Source organism: Thalassotalea agarivorans, assembly GCF_030295955.1.
GTDB classification, from domain to species: Bacteria; Pseudomonadota; Gammaproteobacteria; order Enterobacterales; family Alteromonadaceae; genus Thalassotalea_D; species Thalassotalea_D agarivorans.
The window spans coordinates 1,926,990-1,946,828 of sequence record NZ_AP027363.1; the positions used below are offsets into that span (position 1 = coordinate 1,926,990).

At 42.4% G+C, this 19,839-nt stretch carries 19 protein-coding genes and 1 rRNA gene; 8 read left to right on the top strand and 12 right to left on the bottom strand.

Annotated features, from left to right (window positions below):
- Positions 1–2: 2 nt before the first annotated feature.
- Complete coding sequence (locus QUD85_RS08975; protein ID WP_093331640.1) at positions 3–305, top strand: YciI family protein; 303 nt, start codon at positions 3–5, stop codon at positions 303–305.
- Between the two features lie 113 nt (positions 306–418).
- Here the strand turns inward: QUD85_RS08975 and QUD85_RS08980 are convergent, their stop codons facing one another.
- Entirely contained in the window at positions 419–1,603 is a 1,185-nt protein-coding gene (locus QUD85_RS08980) for a PQQ-dependent sugar dehydrogenase (protein WP_245732144.1), read from the bottom strand.
- Here QUD85_RS08980 and QUD85_RS08985 point away from each other — a divergent pair.
- Entirely contained in the window at positions 1,588–2,028 is a 441-nt protein-coding gene (locus QUD85_RS08985; RefSeq protein WP_093331635.1) for a hypothetical protein, read from the top strand. The two genes, QUD85_RS08980 and QUD85_RS08985, sit on opposite strands and share 16 nt — an antisense overlap.
- On the opposite strand, the gene QUD85_RS08990 is transcribed toward QUD85_RS08985, so the two are convergent.
- Positions 2,025–2,300 carry a hypothetical protein gene (locus tag QUD85_RS08990; RefSeq protein WP_143047968.1) on the bottom strand — a complete coding sequence of 92 codons (276 nt, stop codon included), beginning with the start codon at positions 2,298–2,300 and terminating at the stop codon, positions 2,025–2,027. The two genes, QUD85_RS08985 and QUD85_RS08990, sit on opposite strands and share 4 nt — an antisense overlap.
- A 188-nt stretch (positions 2,301–2,488) precedes the next feature.
- Between QUD85_RS08990 and norR the strand changes: the two genes are divergently transcribed.
- The gene (gene norR / locus QUD85_RS08995; protein WP_093331628.1) at positions 2,489–4,096 is read left to right on the top strand and encodes a nitric oxide reductase transcriptional regulator NorR; all 1,608 of its coding nucleotides are present in this window, start codon (positions 2,489–2,491) and stop codon (positions 4,094–4,096) included.
- Between the two features lie 68 nt (positions 4,097–4,164).
- Here the strand turns inward: norR and adk are convergent, their stop codons facing one another.
- The 3 genes from adk to recR form a co-directional block, all read right to left on the bottom strand.
- Entirely contained in the window at positions 4,165–4,809 is a 645-nt protein-coding gene (gene adk, locus QUD85_RS09000) for an adenylate kinase (RefSeq protein ID WP_093331625.1), read from the bottom strand.
- A gap of 191 nt (positions 4,810–5,000) precedes the next feature.
- Positions 5,001–6,947 (bottom strand): molecular chaperone HtpG, encoded by a 1,947-nt coding sequence (gene htpG, locus QUD85_RS09005; protein WP_093331622.1) that lies wholly within the window; start codon positions 6,945–6,947, stop codon positions 5,001–5,003.
- Between the two features lie 141 nt (positions 6,948–7,088).
- Positions 7,089–7,688 carry a recombination mediator RecR gene (gene recR / locus QUD85_RS09010; RefSeq protein WP_093331619.1) on the bottom strand — a complete coding sequence of 200 codons (600 nt, stop codon included), beginning with the start codon at positions 7,686–7,688 and terminating at the stop codon, positions 7,089–7,091.
- 147 nt (positions 7,689–7,835) lie between these two features.
- Here recR and folX point away from each other — a divergent pair, with 147 nt between their 5' ends.
- The 4 genes from folX (at position 7,836) to QUD85_RS09030 (ending at position 12,243) form a co-directional block, all read left to right on the top strand.
- On the top strand, positions 7,836–8,207 hold the full coding sequence (gene folX, locus QUD85_RS09015) for a dihydroneopterin triphosphate 2'-epimerase (protein WP_093331616.1): 372 nt from the start codon (positions 7,836–7,838) through the stop codon (positions 8,205–8,207).
- A gap of 2 nt (positions 8,208–8,209) precedes the next feature.
- Positions 8,210–8,932, top strand: a complete 723-nt coding sequence (gene folM / locus QUD85_RS09020; RefSeq protein ID WP_093331614.1) for a dihydromonapterin reductase — start codon at positions 8,210–8,212, stop codon at positions 8,930–8,932.
- 339 nt (positions 8,933–9,271) lie between these two features.
- Entirely contained in the window at positions 9,272–11,740 is a 2,469-nt protein-coding gene (locus QUD85_RS09025) for a M1 family metallopeptidase (protein ID WP_093331611.1), read from the top strand.
- A complete protein-coding gene (locus QUD85_RS09030; RefSeq protein WP_093331609.1) occupies positions 11,740–12,243 on the top strand; it encodes a DUF6702 family protein in 504 nt (167 codons plus the stop codon). Before QUD85_RS09025 ends, QUD85_RS09030 begins: the two co-directional genes overlap by 1 nt.
- Positions 12,244–12,311: 68 nt before the next feature.
- Here the strand turns inward: QUD85_RS09030 and QUD85_RS09035 are convergent, their stop codons facing one another.
- The 5 genes from QUD85_RS09035 to QUD85_RS09055 all read right to left on the bottom strand — a co-directional run bounded on the left by QUD85_RS09035 (position 12,312) and on the right by QUD85_RS09055 (position 16,187).
- Positions 12,312–12,638 carry a YbaB/EbfC family nucleoid-associated protein gene (locus QUD85_RS09035; RefSeq protein WP_093331606.1) on the bottom strand — a complete coding sequence of 109 codons (327 nt, stop codon included), beginning with the start codon at positions 12,636–12,638 and terminating at the stop codon, positions 12,312–12,314.
- 60 nt (positions 12,639–12,698) lie between these two features.
- A complete protein-coding gene (gene dnaX, locus QUD85_RS09040) occupies positions 12,699–14,813 on the bottom strand; it encodes a DNA polymerase III subunit gamma/tau (RefSeq protein WP_093331604.1) in 2,115 nt (704 codons plus the stop codon).
- A gap of 1 nt (position 14,814) precedes the next feature.
- Complete coding sequence (gene apt / locus QUD85_RS09045) at positions 14,815–15,360, bottom strand: adenine phosphoribosyltransferase (protein WP_093331601.1); 546 nt, start codon at positions 15,358–15,360, stop codon at positions 14,815–14,817.
- 134 nt (positions 15,361–15,494) lie between these two features.
- Entirely contained in the window at positions 15,495–15,617 is a 123-nt protein-coding gene (locus tag QUD85_RS09050) for a hypothetical protein (RefSeq protein WP_281241774.1), read from the bottom strand.
- A gap of 177 nt (positions 15,618–15,794) precedes the next feature.
- Complete coding sequence (locus QUD85_RS09055; protein ID WP_407705060.1) at positions 15,795–16,187, bottom strand: HvfA family oxazolone/thioamide-modified RiPP metallophore; 393 nt, start codon at positions 16,185–16,187, stop codon at positions 15,795–15,797.
- Between the two features lie 165 nt (positions 16,188–16,352).
- On the opposite strand from QUD85_RS09055, the gene QUD85_RS09060 reads away from it, so the two are divergent.
- A complete protein-coding gene (locus QUD85_RS09060) occupies positions 16,353–17,291 on the top strand; it encodes a tRNA-dihydrouridine synthase (protein WP_177168929.1) in 939 nt (312 codons plus the stop codon).
- On the opposite strand, the gene QUD85_RS09065 is transcribed toward QUD85_RS09060, so the two are convergent.
- Positions 17,288–18,487: an iron-containing alcohol dehydrogenase gene (locus QUD85_RS09065; RefSeq protein WP_245732143.1), complete on the bottom strand. Its 1,200-nt coding sequence runs from the start codon at positions 18,485–18,487 to the stop codon at positions 17,288–17,290. The two genes, QUD85_RS09060 and QUD85_RS09065, sit on opposite strands and share 4 nt — an antisense overlap.
- A gap of 1,150 nt (positions 18,488–19,637) precedes the next feature.
- Positions 19,638–19,752: ribosomal RNA gene (rrf, locus tag QUD85_RS09070) — 5S ribosomal RNA — on the bottom strand.
- Between the last annotated feature and the right edge of the window lie 87 nt (positions 19,753–19,839).

Sequence of the window (19,839 nt, forward strand, 5' to 3'; positions counted from 1 at the left end):
TCATGCTTTACGTAATTTTTAGCCAAGACGTAGAAGATAGTTTGGCACTGCGTATGACAGTAAGAGATAAACACATCGCTCGCTTAAAAGATCTGCAAGCACAAGGGCGTTTATTAGTTGCTGGTCCCTGCCCTGCAATTGACGCGGAAAACCCTGGCGATGCAGGCTTTACCGGCTCTGTAGTTATTGCGGAATTTGATTCCCTTGAAAGTGCACAATCCTGGGCGGACGCCGACCCTTACATTGAAGCAGGTGTTTATCAGCACGTTATCGTAAAACCTTATAAGAAGGTATTACCTGCTTAAGATTGAGCTAATATTGAAGAGAGTAAAATTACATATTTTTTATTGAGAATAATGCTAATCACTCTCTTCAACAAACACCATTTGTGTCTATAACAAATCAGCAACTTACAAAATTAATTATCCGCTGAAATCAGCTGCAAAGTTGCATCCTTGCCGTCTCCTAATACCGCTATACTCGAATCTTGTGTGATGTATACGTCTCTCAAACGTCCTGACACTTCAGGAAACACATGTGTTTGGGTAAGCGCTTTGCTGTCTAAATCAACCGCATAAAGCTTTTTGTCAACTAAGGTGGTAATTAATACATGTCGTTTCAGCGCGGGGAATTGCTGCTGAACAGAGCCATAGTATGCCATGCCCGAAGGCGCTATTGATGGTGTCCAGTCAATAACGGGTTTTTCCATGCCCTGATAGTCTGTAAATGGTGAAATTCTCGCTTGTGAATAGTCTTTACCATAGGTAATTACCGGCCATCCGTAATTTTTGCCTGCACTAATATAGTTTAACTCGTCTCCGCCAGCTGGACCGTGTTCATGACTCACAATCATTTTACTATCGTAGTCATACACTAAGCCTTGAGTATTGCGATGCCCCAAAGAATAAACAGCTTGCGCCGCTTTATTCTGCTCATTTTCGAAAGGATTATCTTCTGGAATGCTGCCATCGGCGTTAATTCTTAACAGCTTACCTAGCTGGCTTGTCAGCACTTGCGCTTGCTCTCTAAAATCAAAACCGTCGCCACTACTAAACAGTAAACTTCCGTCAGGCAGAAACAGTGCTCTTCCCGCATAATGTTGTGGCGTATTTTTATCCGTGGCAACTTTATACACAATTGTCGGCGAAGAAAATTTATCTCCATCAAATACCGCTTTGGCAATCACTAAGCGATTAGCCGCTAGTTCCCCTTGCGCATAGGTAAAAAAGATCTCTTTTGTTTGGGCATATTGCGGTGACAATACAATATCGAGCAAACCACCCTGTCCCGCCAGATAAAGTCCGTCCAAATCCAAATTCAAACGGGTTTGTTTTGCGCCTTTAACCAAGACCACATGGCCATCTCGTTCGGTGATAATCCATGCACCGCCTGGCAGTTGCACCATGCTCCACGGCGACTGTAAGCCGGTTGCTATGGTTGTTACCTTGTAAGAATCTACCGGTGACTCAGCAATCGCGTTAAAAGAAAAAGCCGTGAACAAAGCAACAGCAAACCAAGGCAGGTGTTGTTTACCCTTAGCGCCTTTGATAGGGTAAGTAAAACGAACTCCTTTTAGTTGATCTAGCCATGCAATTTTTGACACGTTACCTTCCTCCATTTTTAGTTTCTTGGTTATTAACGTTTACATTAGCTAGCTTGTTCCATAGCCAATATGTTGTCAATCAATTGGTGAAAGTAGGTGTCGTTGTGGGCATTAACGACAGGTTAAGTTTAACCTTTGAAGATTGGCTAGGGCTTTTACCAACCTATGGCGTAATTATCGCTATTGCTTGTCTTATCGCCTTTTTGGTTGCCAGCCTGCTTGCAAAAAAACTAACGCATTATCGCATCTCGCTGCACGTGCTAGCAGGAGTCGTTGCCTTTACCTTAGTATTACTGGCCATCGAATCATTAATGAACATTCACATAATTGCCGGTGCTCGCGGCTGGGGCTTTTACGCGCAGTTAATTGCCGGCGCTACCGGTGGCTATGTATTCGCCCGCTTAAGTCAAACGGCAAAGGATTAAAACACTTTGTAGCCAAGGCCATGAACACCAACGCAACGCAGAACATAACCTATCTTAAATAGACCCGCGAATAGTATTGTCGCGATATGAGCAAAAATTTGCGTATGAAGCGTAAAGTGCTGTTCAAATTGAAAGGTAACCATCAAACATATCAATGCGATAGAAAACGATACGATCATCGTCCAATTACCGCCAATAATGCATTTTTGAAAGTTTAACTGTGAGTTATCGTAGCCTTGGGTGTTTGCTAATACAAAGTTTGTGTACATCATTATTCCAACTAAAATTTTTGTCTGCTTTGTATAATCAAGAACAGTGCCAAAACTTTAAGTTATTGATATAAAACAAAAACACAAAATAAAGCCAGCAAAATATGTCAATTAGACACACTTGATAACCGAGTCATAAAGACTACAATAAGTCATTATGAACTGGTTTTGCGATATGAATAGGTGTCGAAATGAATAACTTGAACAATACCCAACTATTAGAGCTATCTATCGCATTAGCACAAAGTGTGGCAACCGATCACCGTTATGACGACCTGCTGACCGCCATTAGAAAGATGATCACCTGTGACGCTATCGTGTTACTTGCCTATAAAGGTGACTATTTGCAACCTTTGGCTCAACAAGGGTTAGCCAAGGAAACTATTGGCAGACGCTTTCATATTGACCAGCACCCAAGGTTTGAAGCGATTTGCAATGCTGACCAAGCCGTTCGTTTCCCCGCTGATTCAGACATGCCAGATCCTTATGATGGTCTTTTAACCGCTATGGAAGGTGATTTACCTGTACACGCCTGCATGGGTATTCCTTTGTACTTTAGCGAGCAATTAATCGGTGTATTAACACTAGACAGTTTAACCCCTGCAGTGTTTGACCAATTATCTTCGCGTTCGCTCGCCTTAATAGCCTCTATGGCGTCTATAAGTTTACATTCCTCGCTTACTATGGAGTCGTTACAAGAAAACGTGAATCATGCCAAAGCGGTGATGAAAGCGCTCAACGAACCTAACCTCTCTGGCAGTTTTATGGAGATTATTGGCCAAAGCTCGGCGATTAAAAAGCTAAAACACGACATTAGTTTAGTTGCCCCCTCAAACTACTCTGTACTGATAGAAGGTGAAAGTGGCACCGGTAAGGAATTAGTCGCCCATAGTATTCACCAACAATCTGATCGCTACGAACAAGCAATGATCTATGTTAATTGCGCTGCGCTGCCTGAAAATTTAGTGGAAAGTGAACTATTTGGTCATGTTAAAGGTGCGTTTACAGGCGCCGAGTCCAAACGAGCGGGTAAATTCTTAATTGCTGACGGCGGTACGCTGTTTTTAGATGAAGTAGGCGAACTCCCCTTATCAACACAAAGCAAGTTGCTTAGAGCACTGCAAAGCAATGAAATACAGCCCGTGGGTCAAGACAATATCATTAGGGTAAATGTGCGCGTGATTGCCGCGACTAATCGCGATCTAAAAGAAGAAGTTAACAAGGGACGGTTTCGCGCCGATTTATACCACAGATTAAATGTATACCCTATCGCTGTGCCACCCTTACGAGAGCGCGAAGGAGATATAAACCTATTAACGGGATTCTTTATCGAACGCGCCAGCAGAAAGCTCGGTGTGAATCAATTGAAAGTATCGCCTGCATTGAGTGAAAATCTAGCCAGCTACAATTGGCCTGGTAATGTGAGAGAATTGGAGCATTTTCTAACACGTGCCGCGTTAAAAGCCTGTGCGAAGGTACCGATGCAACAACGCCACGACCATATTGTTACTATCGATTTAAAAGATGGCGATGATTTATCCCTACTCCCAGCTACTGAAACTGCCACTGCAAATGCACATGAGATTAGCGCAAATACAGAGCCATATTTACCGCAATCACAAACACCCCTTGATTTGCGCAATGCCATGAATGAATATCAAAGAAAATTGGTCAAGCAAGCACTGGTTGTGCACGAGGGTAATTGGAGCAAAGCGGCAAGACACCTCAATGTAGATCGCGCCAACTTAGTCCGGTTAGCAAAGCGGTTAGGTATCACAATAGAGAAAAACATTCTGTAATAGAGACAAGTTTCAGGCAAAAAAAAGCCCGTTGAACTTCATCAACGGGCTTTTCTATAAGGTAATGCTTACCCTAATTTTTCAGCTAACGTTGCACTAACAGCATCAACTGCTTGTGTGCCATCAAGCGTTAAGTAAGTGCAGTTGCCTGCGCTAGCTTCTGCTTGATAATAATCAACAAGCGGCTTTGTTTGCTCGTGATAAATACCTAAACGTTTACGTACTGTTGCTTCTTCATCATCTGGGCGAATAACTAAGTCTTCGCCAGTTTCGTTGTCTTTTCCTTCCACTTGCGGTGGATTGTAAACAACGTGGTATACGCGACCTGATGCAGGGTGAACACGACGGCCGCCCATACGGTCAACGATAACTTGGTCTGGTACATCAAATTCAATGACGTAGTCTACGTCAATACCATTTTCTTTCATCGCATCCGCTTGTGGGATTGTGCGAGGAAAACCGTCTAACAAGAAACCGCCTTTACAGTCGTCTTGTGCAATACGTTCTTTTACTAGGCCAATAATGAGCTCATCAGACACCAGTTGACCAGCATCCATGACTTCTTTTGCTTTCTTACCAAGCTCTGTACCTGCTTTTATCGCAGCTCGTAACATGTCGCCTGTAGAAATTTGTGGAATACCAAACTTGTTCATTAAGAACTGCGCCTGAGTACCTTTACCAGCACCGGGTGCACCTAATAAAATTATACGCATTGAATTAAACCTTTATGCAAAAAATACTGCGATTAATTATTGTGTTAGTACTGGCAAACTGTACTTCAGTGCCAGCCTAATTTTCTGCCTGCAACTATACATTTTAAGGCTATATCTAACAAGTGAAAATTGCACAAAAAAGGGGCGCAAGGCCCCTTTTCATACTAAAGTCTAGTGCTTTGTATACAAAATTAGCGATTTGTCAGCGACAGCATCAACTTGTTTAATCTTGCCACATAGCTTGCAGGATCTTTAAGGCTACCGCGTTCAGCTAAGGTTGCCTGATCAAACAGTACTTCAGACCATTGCTTGAATTGATCTTCATCTTGCGTTTCAGCAACATGTTTTACTAATTCATGTTCAACATTCACTTCGAAAATAGGTAGCGTTTCTGGAACTTCTTGCCCAACAGATGCCATCAATTTTGCCATTTGTGAGCTCATGTCGTGCTCATCAGTGACAATACACGCTGGCGAGTCTGTTAAACGATGCGATACTTTTACATCTTTCACTTTACCTTCAAGCGCTGCTTTAACACGTGAAATAACATCGTCGAACTCTTGCTCTAGCTTCTCTTGCGCTTCTTTTGTTTCAGCGTCGTCCATTTCGCCTAAGTCTAAGCCACCGCGGGTAACAGATTGCAATTGCTTGCCATCAAACTCAGTTAAATGAGACACAAGCCATTCATCGATGCGATCGGCAAGTAATAACACTTCAATGCCTTTTTTGCGGAATACTTCCAAGTGCGGGCTGTTTTTAGCTGCTTCAAAGCTGTCTGCAACCACATAGTAAATCTTGTCTTGGCCGTCTTTCATGCGCTCTACATACTGCGGCAGTGACACATTTTGAACTGCGCTGTCAGTTTCTGTTGAAGAGAAACGTAGCAATTTGGCAATCTGCTCTTTGTTGGCCATATCTTCTGCAGGGCCTTCTTTAAGCACTTGTCCAAACTCGTCCCAGAAAGACTGGTATTTTTCAGCATCTTTGTTGCCAAGCTTTTCTAACATTTTAAGCACACGCTTAGTACAGCCTTTGCGAATTGCTTGGGTCACTTTATTGTCTTGTAAAATTTCGCGCGAAACGTTTAATGGCAAGTCATTTGAATCGAGCAAACCTTTTACAAAACGTAAGTAGGTTGGCATAAATTGTTCCGCGTCATCCATAATGAAAACACGCTGAACATATAGTTTTAACCCGTGTTGCTTTTCACGGTTGTACATATCAAATGGCGCTTTTGAAGGAATATAAAGTAACGAGGTATATTCTGTTTTACCTTCTACTTTGTTGTGTTCCCACAGCAGAGGGTCTGCAAAGTCATGTGATACATGCTTGTAGAATTCGTTGTATTCTTCATCTGAAATATCAGCTTTTTCACGCGTCCATAGCGCTGTTGCCTTGTTAATCGCTTCCCACTGAGCAGGTTTTGCTTCAATCGCAGGGCGAACAACATTACCTTCGTCGTCTTTTTCTTCCGCTACGGCTTCCACTTCAGGAGACAGCATTTCAACCGCAACCGAAATATGGTCTGAATATTTGGTGACGATAGAGCGCAAGCGCCACTCATCGGCATATTCTTTTTCATCTTCTTTCAAATGCAGAATAATATCGGTACCACGGCCTGATTTTTCGATAGCTTGAACAGTAAACTCGCCCTCACCTTCACTGCTCCATTCTACCGCTTCATTGCTAGCTGCGCCGGCAGCACGTGAACGCACAGTAACTTTATCTGCAACAATAAATGCCGAGTAAAAACCAACACCAAATTGGCCAATTAATTGAGAATCTTTGGCTTGGTCGCCAGATAACTTAGAAAAGAAGTCTGCTGTACCTGATTTGGCGATGGTACCTAGGTGGGCAACGATCTCATCATGGGTCATACCAATACCATTATCTGAGATGGTAACCGTATTGTTTTCTGCATCTGCGCTGATACGCACACGCAAGTTAGCATCACCTTCAAACAAGTCAGCGTTTTGAAGAGCTTTAAAACGTAGTTTATCTGACGCATCGGCAGCGTTAGATACTAATTCACGAAGGAAGATTTCTTTATTGCTATATAAACTGTGGATCATCAGCTGTAGAAGCTGCTTAACCTCTGTTTGGAAACCATGCGTTTGTTTTTGACCTGTCTCAGACATCTGAAACTTCTCCTATTTATCTCTATTTATGGATAGGTGCCTATTGATTAGGCGAACAGATAATTAGGAAATGGGGGTGATGAAAGCGAATTCAAGCACCTTTTGATAAAAAAGGTGCTTTTATTTAAAAGCGGTAAGCCGTTAGTAGTTTTTCCTACCTGAAAGTGCGTGCGACAGTGTATTTCCGTCGACATACTCTAGCTCACCACCAACAGGCACACCATGTGCGATACGTGATACAGAGACATTGAAATCTTTGGCAAGCGATGCAATGTAATGCGCAGTAGCTTCACCTTCTACCGTTGGGTTTGTCGCAAGAATCAATTCCGACACATTATCTTGCTGCAAGGTGGTTTCCAAAACATCTAGGCCTAAGTCGCCAGGGCCAATGCCATCAATAGGTGACAAATGCCCCATTAATACAAAATAACGCCCTTGAAACTCCCCTGTTTGTTCAATTGCAATGACATCAGCTGGGCTTTCAACGACACAAATCAGGCCGCTTTGTTTGCGCTTTTCGCTTAAACAAATATCGCACACATCAGCTTCAGTAAAATTACGACATTGACGGCAGTGGCCAACATCGCGCATTGCTACAGAGAGCGCTTCTGACAGCGCGTCAGCACCTGCTCTATTGCGCTCAAGCAAATGAAATGCCATGCGCTGCGCAGACTTAGCGCCAACACCAGGTAAACATTTAAACGCTTCGATTAAACCTTGAACTTTTGGACTGAATTTCACTAACTATCTCTAACACTATTAATACAACCGTTCATTGATCTGAGAATAACACTATTTCGTAAATCTCTGTACAAATTTCAAAACGCCCCTTTTATCAGGGACCACAAACTGTATACTGAAGATTAATCTGTATCGTAAATAACTAATATGATTACTAATAACAACATCGCCACCATTAACATTATTAACCTTAGATTAAGAACCTTTATTGGCTTTAATCCTGAGGAAATGACTAAACAGCAAGACATCGTAATCAACGCGGAAATAAAATACCCTGCCGGTAAGGCTTGCCAAACAGATGAAGAAGCGCAAGCGCTCAACTACAAAACTATCACCAAAAAAATGATCTCGCATGTTGAGGATGGACACTTTAAGTTACTCGAAAAGTTAACCGCTGATTTACTCGATATTTGTTTAGAGCCCAAGCTAGTGCAATATGCCAAAGTCACCGTTGAAAAACCCCATGCATTACGCTTTGCCGACTCGGTATCACTTACCTTGGAAGCAACGAAGGATTAATAATGGACAAGGGCACGATACTTATTACAGGTGTGAGTCAGCGACTAGGACTGGCGCTTGCCACAAGTTTGATTGAACAGGATTACCAGGTCGTTGCTAGCTACAGAACAAAACGCCCTACAATCGTGCAGTTGGAAGCCGCTGGTGCGCATTGTATTCAAACAGATTTTTCAACCACACAAGCAATAGACACTTTCGCTGACACCATAGCAAACACATACCCTAGTTTGAGAGCGATTATTCATAATGCCTCCGACTGGATGCCAGAAAGTGACAAAAACGATGCAAGTGATGTGTTTGATTATATGATGCAAATTCATGCCAAGCTGCCCTATCTTCTCAATTTGAAGCTGCAACATTTACTGCTCAAACATTACGATGCAACGGCGAAAGCCGCAGATATCATCCACCTAACAGATTATGTTGTTAGCAAAGGCAGTAAAAAGCATATAGCCTACGCTGCAAGTAAAGCCGCATTGCACAACTTAACGCTGTCTTTTGCACAAGCGCTTGCACCTCAAGTGAAAGTAAACTCTATTGCGCCTGCACTACTGATGTTCAACGAAAATGACGATGATGCTTACAAAGCAAAAGCGCTGAAAAAGTCGTTACTGCAAATTACTCCTGGAGAACAGGCAGGCGTAGATGCTGTCAATTACTTACTTAACAGCACCTATATTACCGGCAGTAACCATGGATTAGATGGTGGTAGGCATTTAAAATAGGGATACATGCTGCCAAAGTTGTTGAATCTAAGGACTGAGTAGCTAAGAACATACATTCAATGTTTCGAGCTACGTGCTTCGTGCTGCGATTAAAAGAAAACCGCGTTTCTTGTTCCTCGTCCTTTGCTCCTTTCCCCTTGTTCCTCGCTCCTCTAGCAAAGCGATTAGGAAAAATACACAAAGGATACAAAAAGTGTAGATAAATCGCGGGTTTTACACGTTCAATTGATTTACCCATTTGACGAATTGTTATAGTATAACAGCCCAATTGATAGAATACCCAATTGGTCTATTGAAGCAGATGAAAAACTGCGGATAGACACCCTCTTAAGGATTATCATGAAAATAAAACAAATCATGTTGATGGCTTTTGTTGCTCCTTTGACGTTTGCAGCAGCGGTTAATGCCTCAGCAATAAAACAAACTAAAGGCGATTTCGAAGACAAGTTTCGACAGTTAGATGAAGTATTACCTACACCTAACGTATACCGTAATGCTGCAGGTGAGCCAGGCGAACAATACTGGCAACAGAAGGTAGACTACGATATTAAAGTGTCGTTAGACGAAGAAAAACGTCGTATCACTGCCACTGAAGATATTACCTATAAAAACAATTCACCTTATCAGCTTAAATACTTATGGGTGCAATTAGACCAAAACATTTTTAAAGACGATTCAATTGCTAATATGGCCAATAATTTTGGCGGTATTGGTCGTCGTGGTCCATTTACACAAGCGGGCGACGGTGAATCTGCTGCCAAGCTAAGTTTAGGCGAATTGCGTCGCCAACATTTCATGGCTGATAATGAACTTGGCTATGAAATTAGCGCGATTAAAGATAGCCGAGGCAAAGACCTAAGCTTTACCATTGTAGGTACGCAAATGCGTATCGACTTACCAAAACCACTAAAATCAGGTGGTTCAGTAGAGTTTACCATTGATTTCGCGTTCAACATTGTTGAAGAAGATGCGGTATCAGCGCGCTCTGGTTATGAGCATTTCGCCGACGATGCGCGTGAAGGTGGTAACGACATTTTCCTACTCGCGCAATGGTTCCCTCGTTTACACGCTTACACAGATTATGAAGCATGGACAAACAAAGAGTTTTTGGGTCGCGGCGAATTCACTTTGGAATTTGGTGACTACTCGGTAGAAATCGATGTACCTGCTGACCATATTGTTAGTGCAACAGGTGTATTAACTAACCCTCGTAGTGTATTAACAAGTACGCAACGCAAGCGTTTAGAACAAGCTAAAACAGCGAAGCGTCCAGTCTTTGTTGTTACTGAAGAAGAAGCATTAGAAAACGAAAAAGCGGGTACAAACAAACGTAAAACGTGGAAGTTTGAAGCGGAAAATGTACGTGACTTTGCTTGGGCGTCTTCTCGTAAGTTTATGTGGGATGCTAAAGGCTACCAGCAAGGTGGTAAAGATATGCCATTTGTAATGGCAATGTCGTTCTTCCCTAAAGAAGGTGGCGACTTGTGGAAGAAATATTCTACTGAATCTGTTATCCACACCATGGAAGTATACTCACGCTTTTCTTTTGACTACCCATATCCAACAGCTCAGTCAGTTAACGGCCCTGTAGGCGGTATGGAATACCCAATGATTACCTTTAATGGTCCTCGTACACAATTGCAAAAAGATGGTACGCGCACCTATTCTCAAGCAGAGAAGCGTTTCCTAATTGGTGTTGTTATTCACGAGATTGGTCATATTTACTTCCCAATGATTGTCAACTCTGACGAACGTCAATGGACGTGGATGGACGAAGGCTTAAACAGCTTTTTAGACGGTGTTGCTGGTCGTGAGTGGGATCCAAACATTCCTTGGGGTGTTGAGCCTCGCGATATTGTTGGCTACATGAAGTCTGAAAACCAAGTGCCAATCATGACACAATCAGACAGCGTATTACGTTTAGGTCCTAACGCTTACACTAAGCCAGCGGCAGCATTAAACATTCTGCGTGAAGTTATTCTTGGCCGTGAACTGTTTGACTTTGCTTTTAAAGAATTCTCAGTACGTTGGGCATTTAAACGCCCTACACCATCAGACTTTTTCCGTACCATGGAAGAAGCATCAGGTGTTGATCTAGACTGGTTCTGGCGTGGTTGGTTCTACTCTACGGATCACGTAGATATCTCGTTAGACAAGGTGTACAAGCTACGTCTTGATACGCATAACCCAGATATCGATTTCGCTAGACTACGTGATATCGAAAACGACAAGCCATCTTCGTTATTTGTTGAACGCAACAAAGCAGAAGGTAAAACATTATGGATTGACAGAAACGAAGATGTTACTGACTTCTATGATGAAAACGACCGCTTTACGGTTACAAACAAAGAACGTAATGCTTATCACAAATTCTTAAAAGGCTTAAAGCCTTGGGAAAGAAAAACGCTTGAACGCGCTGTAGCGGAAGACAAAAACTACTATGTGCTTGAGTTTTCTAATATTGGTGGCCTAGTAATGCCAATCTTACTTGAACTAACTTACACAGACGGATCAACAGAAAGCCAATACATTCCTGCTGAAATCTGGCGTCGTACACCTAAACACGTGCGCAAGCTAATTGTGACTGACAAGGAAAAAGAAATCGCAAGTGTTGCGGTTGATCCAGGTTGGGAAACAGCTGATACAGATGTAGAGAACAACTACTACCCTCGTCGCATTATTCCTTCGCGTGTTGAGGCATACAAGTCAAAACCACGTTCAGGCAAAGTGAATCGCGATATCATGCAAGATATCAAGACAGAACTTAAAACTGGCGATGATGAAAAAGAAGAGAAAAAGGATAACTAATGTCCACTAGGTTTTTCTATACCTTTTTTGCTGGATTATGTTTGCTGATGACAAGCCTTGCGTTTGCTCATCAGCAAAAAGCAGCAGAAACAACGGTTTTGTTCAACAAGCGCTCTGGTCAATTGGAAGTTATGCACCGTTTTTACTTGCATGACACCGAGCATGCAGTGCAATCATTGTTTGATAAGAAAGCTGATATTCTTAATTCAGAACAAACACAGCAGCAGTTTGCTGACTATGTCTCTAAACAGTTTTTAGTTAAGTCTGCAGAGGACAGCAAAATTGAGTTGAGCCAAGTAGGCTATGAAGTTGAAGGCAAGTTCTTTTGGGTATATCAGGAAGCCAAGCTTCCTGAGGATATGACGCGTATTAAGCTATACAATGGCGCGTTAAGAGACCTTTGGCCGACGCAGATCAACATGGTTAATATTGAAGGGAAAGGCAAAGTAAAAACCTTATACTTCGATCAAGACAAAGACTGGTTGATTGCGGTATTGGACTAACCTAGTTCAACACTCAAAAACAAAAATAGCGCCATTAGGCGCTATTTTTTTTGCTAACTGAAACTAGCTTAGAATGGCATTTTCATCCCCGGTGGCATTTGCATACCGCCAGTAACACCGGCCATTTTCTCTTTGTTTGCTTCTTCTACACGACGCACAGCATCGTTAAACGCAGCAGCAACAAGATCTTCGATCATGTCTTTGTCGTCTTCCATCAAACTTTCGTCAATTTCAACACGGCGAATATTGTGGTTACCCGTCATCGTTACTTTAACCATGCCAGCGCCCGCTTCACCAATCACTTCCATATTCGCGATTTCTTTTTGCGCTTGTTCCATTTTCGCTTGCATTTGTTGGGCTTGTTTCATTAAGTTGCCCATTCCACCTTTAAACATATCTGTTCTCCGAATAACGTATGCGGCAAACATAGGGGTTACCGCACTAAATTTCAAGGTTTACTTTGCAACAATTGATGTATCGTCAATGGTTGCTTGATAGTGTTCAACAAACTGCTGTACTACTTCGTCTTGCGCTAACTGCGCTTTTGCAAAGTCATAGCGTTTGTCGTTAATTTGTTGTTGGATCTGATAAGGGTCATCGACCGTTTCAGTCACGAGTTCAACTTCAACAGATATCTGTCTTGACAAAAATTCAGATATCGCTTGTTCCAGCTGCTCATGTGCCGCGTCGCTAACTAAATGTTTTGTCACTTCATCTAGTTTTAATTTTAACACGTCATCGGTTGAAGATTCATCAATAACTGCGTGAATCGCTAATTGTCGCAAACGCCCGCCAAGTCCCATAGCATCGATCATATTTGCCCATTTATCGACTTGGTTAGCTTGTTTGACATTTGCTGGGTCAATATCTTGCGCTGAAAACGGCTTTTCAGGGACCGTTTCTAAGTCAGGTACATTGTCTCTAGGAGTAAAGCTTACTTTCTCTTCAGACGCAGCTTTTTGCGTCTCACGGGGCTTTTTTCCGTTTTTCTGCTCCAGTGCTTTCTTCTTGCTTCGCAGCATATTACGACCGGCTAATATCGCTTTTGTCGGCGACATGTTTTCGCTAGGCGTGTCGTCTTGCGATTCTGCCTGCGTTGTTTCAGGTGCATCTTCTTGTTTAGGCGGGTGAATGACGTTGTTAATGGTTTGATCTACAGGCATCAAACCTTCTTCGATTTGTTGCTGCGCATTTTCTATCACGTCAACGGGTGTCTCGTTGGTTTGAACACCTTCTTGATGTCCACCTGTATCTGCTGATTGCATTTGTGTTTGCGCTTGTTGCTCGATAGCAAGCATCTCACTGGCTAAATCCGCTTCAGAAGGTGCAACCTTTTCCGACGCATCAACACTTGATTGGTTAATTGGGGTCGCTACAGGACGCTGTAATGCGCTGTCAGTATTAACTTGTGATGTTTCTAGTTCCACGTTGTCAAAGTCAACTGCCTGCGCTGGCTGAGCGACGGCGACTTGCTGCGAGACCTGGGTCACTGGTTCAAACGACAATATACGCAATAACATCATCTCAAAAGCAGATTGCTCGTCATAGGCGTACGGTAGCTCTTTTCTGGTATTGAGTACGATTTGGTAATAAAGCTGCAAATCATTGGCCGATATCGCCTGACTAAACTTGTCGATAAGTTGTGTTTGCTGCGGCGCAACATCCAGTGGAATCGCCACCACTTGCTTCATAGCGATAACATGTATTAACTGCAAAAGCTCTGCAACCAGTTTATTGTAACTTGGCGCGTAGCTTGCAATTTCATGCGATACATTCATCAACTCTTGGCTGTCATGCTTTGCGATAGCGATCATGAGTTTATATACCCATTGCTGATCAACCCCGCCAAGCATTTGCTGCACATTGGCTAGCAAAATATTACCTTGCCCCTGCGCAATGGCTTGGTCTGTTAGGCTTAAGCTATCCCGCATACTACCGCGAGCGGCTTTCGCTAATAGCGACAAACAGCCTTGTTCGACGGAGACGGATTCTTGCGTCAGTATATCGGTTAGCTTATGTTCAATCTGAGCAACCGTTAAGGCTTTCAAATGGAACTGCAAACAGCGGGATAATACAGTCACAGGTAACTTTTGAGGGTCGGTAGTCGCGAGGATAAACTTCACATGCTCTGGTGGCTCTTCTAACGTTTTTAGTAAAGCGTTAAAGCTTGAACGCGACAGCATATGAACTTCATCAATTAAGTATACTTTGTAGCGCCCTTTCGTTGGCGCATATTGCACGTTATCTAATATTTCACGCGTATCATCGACTTTTGTGCGAGATGCCGCATCAATTTCTAGCAAATCTACAAAACGGCCTTGATCGATATCAAGACAGGTGCCACATGTGCCGCAAGGAGTCGCTGATACGCCTTGCTCACAATTTAAACTTTTGGCAAAAATTCTAGCTATAGTGGTTTTACCGACACCACGAGTACCAGTAAACAAATAAGCATGATGTAAGCGTTGCTGCTGCAAAGCATTGGCTAATACATTGACAACATGCTCTTGACCAACAAGTTCTGAAAACTGTTTAGGTCGCCATTTTCTAGCTAAAACTTGATAAGACATATTACTCGCCTTCAAACGATACTAGTGTGTGTACCTTAATACCTTGTTCTTTTAATAACGCTTCACCACCTAAATCAGGCAAAGAAATAACAAAAGCAGCATCTGTTGCTTGTGCACCAACGCGACGAATTAGTTTAGCGGTTGCATCTATCGTGCCGCCTGTCGCTAACAAGTCATCAATGATCAAGACTTTGTCACTTTCATTTAATGCATCTTGGTGAATTTCTAAGGTATCAGTACCATATTCCAATTGATAGTCTTGCGCATAAGTATCACGAGGTAATTTTCCAGGCTTACGTACTGGAACAAAACCAATACCTAGCGCTAACGCTAGGGGTGCACCAAATAAAAAGCCACGTGCTTCCGTGCCTACAATTTTTGTAAAGCCTTGGTCTTTATATTTTTCTACCAAGCTATCTATTGTTGCGGTAAGTGCTTGAGCATCATCTAATATTCCAGTGACATCTCGAAACATAATGCCTGGTTTAGGGTAATCAGGAATGGTATGAATTGCGTTTTTTATGAGGTCTAAACTTTGAGAGTTCATTTAACATTAAATATCGAAAATTATCTCTCAAGCATAAAGCAATTTAGCGAAATTTTATAGGGGTATTTGTATTTAAAACAGAAGAGAATAGAGATAAAAAAGGGCTTAGTTTTCACTAGGCCCTTTTTTGAAAATTAACTTAAAAAAGTATACCAACCCATTAACATTGGTAAAAGTGGCGCTACTACTAAAGCGATAATTGCACCAGCTAAATGACGCTTTGAAGACGCGTCTTTGAAATCTTTATCGTGTGACATCTTGTAAACTTTCCTACGCAACAGATTAAACTCGGCGCGCATTCTAGCTTACTGATGTTTAATTGAACAGAAAAACTTGATCTAGATCAAACAACCGCTCATTTATTAGCCAAATCGTAAAAAAAGTGTATAAAAAACCCTCTAAAAAGAGGGTTTTTTAGAAGTTAAGAAGATGGCTTATTCACCACATTTGCCTTCGCCACACTTGCTAGCTTTTTTCTTACCTTCACCGCATTTGCCTTCACCACATTTTGCAGCTTTTTTACCTTCGCCACATTTGCCTTCGCCGCATTTTGCAGATTTTTTACCTTCGCCGCATTTGCCTTCACCGCATTTTGCCGCTTTTTTACCTTCGCCGCATTTGCCTTCACCGCATTTTGCGTCTTTTTTACCTTCGCCGCATTTGCCTTCGCCGCATTTATCACCCGCATGCCCATGAGCAACCTGAGTGTCTACAGCGCTGATATCGAAAGGATTTACTTCAGCTTTGGCAGGAGCTGCAGCAAACATTGCTAAACCAAATAAAGCAACTAACGCAGAAACAGTGGATTTTTTCAGTAAATTCATCATACTTTCCTTCTTAATTTGTCTATTGACATGTTTTAGTAATAAATCTTTTCACATAGACCACCAGGTCAGAAGAATTATTTCATCGTTTTAACAATTTATTTTTATTAATATCTTGTTAATACAAGTTTAGCCTAACACGAGTTTTACGAATTAACCACTATCAAGATGTCACAAACCACTGAACTTTACATTGCTCCAATGGAAGGAGTGATGGATTACTTAATGCGGGAATTACTTACAAATCTTAACCCAATCACGCTTTGTGTCACCGAATTCGTTCGCGTTGTAAAAAAGGTAGAACCTAAGCACGCTTTCTATCGACTGTGCCCTGAACTCCACAACAACGGATACACAACCAATGGCACCCCTGTGCGCGTTCAACTGCTTGGGCAGCACCCAGAAGCGTTAGCCAACAATGCTCTGCGCGCATTGGAGTTAGGTTCCCATGGTATCGATTTGAACTTTGGTTGCCCTGCTAAAACCGTTAATAAAAGTAAAGGCGGCGCGGTACTGTTGCAAGAGCCTGAAACCATGTATCAAATCATTAGTCATGTAAAAAAAGCGGCTGGCAACGAAACTGTGTCCGCAAAAATTCGGCTAGGTTTTGAAGATGAGTCAAATTATTTGGACATCATCGATGCCGTTAAGCAAAGCGGTGCCGATCTACTAACGGTTCATGCGAGAACCAAAAAACAAGGCTACAAGCCACCTGCCTATTGGCATTATGTATCTCAAGCGGTTGAGAGATTAGATATCCCTGTTATTGCTAACGGTGAGATATGGAACAAAGCGGACGCCGAGCAGTGCCAATTAGAATCAAACACCAACAAGCTAATGTTAGGTCGCGGCATATTGGCCATGCCTAATCTAGCCGATGTTATTAAAAACAATGCGAGTGAGCTTCCATGGCCAGAGATGGCAAGTTTATTTAAACATTACGCAGTATTGGAGCAACAAGGCGACAAAAGCTATTATTTCTCTAGTAGATTAAAACAGTGGCTGCGCTACCTTAAAATCCAATACCCCGAAGCGCAAACACTGTTTGAGGAAATCAAACGCTTAACCACGAAAGGCGAAATACTGCCTATCATAGACAGTATTTAGGCTATTAATGCTTCAACGACGCCCTGGCAGTCTTGCTTGTCCATAAACCTTGGCACAGGATAATCGGGGTGTGCTTCTGTTAGCGCTGCCAACACAATTTTGTCAATGTCAGCGCGTTGCACTTCCTCTAGCGTAGTAGGAATGCTCATGTGCGCATTAAAAGACTCTATTTTTTCGATAACCGCGAGTGCTTTTTTCGACATTGGCTGATCTGTAGGGACTAAACCACAAAAATCTGAAATATCAGCCAACTTCTGATGCGCCGCCTCACCATACCAGCGCAATACTTTCGGCATAATTACAGCGTTAGCTAAGCCATGAGGCGTGTTATATATCGCCCCTAATTGATGGGCAATAGCATGCACATAGCCAACACTAGCACGGGTAAATGCTTCACCCGCATAAAATGAACCCTGTAACATGGCTAACCTAGCCTCTAAATCTTCGCCATTGTCGTGAGCATTGACAAGGTTATCAAAAATTAACTTACACGCTGATAAAGAACGCTGGGTCGTAAATGGCGTATTGTTAATACCAATGTAAGACTCTATTGCATGAGTCAAGGCATCCATCCCAGTTGTCGCCGTTATGAAGGGTGGTAAACCTTTGGTGATTTCCGGTAAAAGTATTGCTGCAGTAGGCGCTAACACAGGGTCGACAACCGCATATTTAACTTGCTTTTCTGGATCTGAAATAACAGCAACAATAGTCGTTTCAGAGCCTGTTCCTGCTGTTGTAGGTATTGCATACAAAGGTGGCAGTTGCTTGAATATCTTAAACAAGCCTTTTAACGCTGCCACCGACTTGTTTGGTTTAACAACACGTGCACCAATGAGCTTGGCACAATCCATCACTGAACCACCACCTATAGCAAGTATTGCCTGGCATTGTTGCGATAAATAAAGATCTAAACCAGCTTCAACATTCGCGATCGTCGGATTTGGCTGAACATCGTCAAAGATTTCAACTTCTATACCTTTCGCTTTAATTGCTTCTGCAACAGGTGACACCAACCCTAACGACACTAGCGTTGCGTCTGTCACTAACAGTAACTTCTTCTCACCTTTTTCATTAAGTGATTCTAGCCACTGTTCTAACCCTTGCTGATCGGTATACAGCATTGGCTTTGGATAAGGATAAAGTTTTAAGAACAGCTTTAGACCAAAATGATAAATACGGCGAAAAAAATTAATCACAGAGACAACCTCTTTAAAATTGTTCGTTAAAGCTTATTCAAACAAGTGTTTAAGAGCAAGGAATATCTTTTATTAGCTGGGTGTATAGAGCTACGTGCTTCGAGCTGCGTGCTGTGTGTAAAAAGACTCCACGTTCCTTGTTCCAAGCAGCTATGCTGCGTGTCCCTCTCACTGCTGTTTGGTATCCATACTTTCGCAGTATTAGTACTTCCATATACGTCAGCGTTAGCGTACTCGCTCCTTTTTTTATTCCAAAAAAAAAGCCTGACGTAAGTCAGGCTTTTCTTAGGAATAAAAGCTTAGCTCAGGCCCAGGGTCAGCCAGAGGCTAACCCGCTTATATGACCATGGATGGTCGGTATACCTAAACTGCAGGAGCAAGTTTAGGTGCTAGGGTAAACATAAAATTGTTTATCTTTACGAAAACCTGAAAAGCCCTACTGACGTGAACGGATTCACTAATGTCGCGAGGATACATGGAAGTATTTTAGCGACCGAGAGATAACGCGATGTCCTACTGTATTCCGTACTTCCTTGTACTCCACCCTAAAGGGCCGCACGTAGTGCGTTCTAAAATATTCCCGATATTTTAGTATTCCGTACTTCCTTGTACTCCACCCTAAAGGGCCGCACGTTGTGCGTTCAAATTTGTTCCGGACAAATTTGTCACATGAGGACACTGTCCCATGTACTGAGTAGACATCCTAAAATTATTCCAAAAAAAAAGCCTGACATAAGTCAGGCTTTTCTTAGGAATAAAAGCTTAGCTCAGGACCAGGGTAAGCCAGAGGCTAACCCGCTTATATGACCATGGATGGTCGGTATACCTAAACTGCAGGAGCAAGTTTAGGTGCTAGGGTAAACATAAAATTGTTTATCTTTACGAAAACCTGAAAAGCCCTACTGACGTGAAAGGATTCACTAATGTCGCGAGGATACATGGAAGTATTGTAGCGACCGAGAGATAACGCGATGTCCTACTGTATTCCGTACTTCCCTGTACTCCACCCTAAAGGGCCGCACGTTGTGCGTTCAAATTTGTTCCGGACAAATTTGTCACATGAGGACACTGTCCCATGTGCTGAGTAGACATCCTAAAATTATTCCAAAAAAAAAGCCTGACATAAGTCAGGCTTTTCTTAGGAATAAAAGCTTAGCGATGTCCTACTCTCACATGGGACCTCCCACACTACCATCGGCGCTGCTGCATTTCACTTCTGAGTTCGGCATGGGATCAGGTGGTTCTACAGTGCTATTGTCGCTAAGCAAAAACTTGTTAACTTGGAAAGCGTCTATTAATACTCAATTCTTATCGATTCAATCAATCGTTACATACGAGGCCTACATGGATGT

Bases quoted from the DNA above. Each gene is read 5' to 3' on its own strand.
- QUD85_RS08975 (WP_093331640.1), top strand. From the start codon at position 3: ATGCTTTACGTAATTTTTAGCCAAGACGTAGAAGATAGTTTGGCACTG.
- QUD85_RS08985 (WP_093331635.1), top strand. From the start codon at position 1,588: ATGCAATTTTTGACACGTTACCTTCCTCCATTTTTAGTTTCTTGGTTA.
- QUD85_RS08990 (WP_143047968.1), bottom strand. From the start codon at position 2,300: ATGATGTACACAAACTTTGTATTAGCAAACACCCAAGGCTACGATAAC.
- norR (WP_093331628.1), top strand. From the start codon at position 2,489: ATGAATAACTTGAACAATACCCAACTATTAGAGCTATCTATCGCATTA.
- adk (WP_093331625.1), bottom strand. From the start codon at position 4,809: ATGCGTATAATTTTATTAGGTGCACCCGGTGCTGGTAAAGGTACTCAG.
- htpG (WP_093331622.1), bottom strand. From the start codon at position 6,947: ATGTCTGAGACAGGTCAAAAACAAACGCATGGTTTCCAAACAGAGGTT.
- folX (WP_093331616.1), top strand. From the start codon at position 7,836: ATGATTACTAATAACAACATCGCCACCATTAACATTATTAACCTTAGA.
- folM (WP_093331614.1), top strand. From the start codon at position 8,210: ATGGACAAGGGCACGATACTTATTACAGGTGTGAGTCAGCGACTAGGA.
- QUD85_RS09025 (WP_093331611.1), top strand. From the start codon at position 9,272: ATGAAAATAAAACAAATCATGTTGATGGCTTTTGTTGCTCCTTTGACG.
- QUD85_RS09030 (WP_093331609.1), top strand. From the start codon at position 11,740: ATGTCCACTAGGTTTTTCTATACCTTTTTTGCTGGATTATGTTTGCTG.
- QUD85_RS09035 (WP_093331606.1), bottom strand. From the start codon at position 12,638: ATGTTTAAAGGTGGAATGGGCAACTTAATGAAACAAGCCCAACAAATG.
- dnaX (WP_093331604.1), bottom strand. From the start codon at position 14,813: ATGTCTTATCAAGTTTTAGCTAGAAAATGGCGACCTAAACAGTTTTCA.
- apt (WP_093331601.1), bottom strand. From the start codon at position 15,360: ATGAACTCTCAAAGTTTAGACCTCATAAAAAACGCAATTCATACCATT.
- QUD85_RS09050 (WP_281241774.1), bottom strand. From the start codon at position 15,617: ATGTCACACGATAAAGATTTCAAAGACGCGTCTTCAAAGCGTCATTTA.
- QUD85_RS09055 (WP_407705060.1), bottom strand. From the start codon at position 16,187: ATGATGAATTTACTGAAAAAATCCACTGTTTCTGCGTTAGTTGCTTTA.
- QUD85_RS09060 (WP_177168929.1), top strand. From the start codon at position 16,353: ATGTCACAAACCACTGAACTTTACATTGCTCCAATGGAAGGAGTGATG.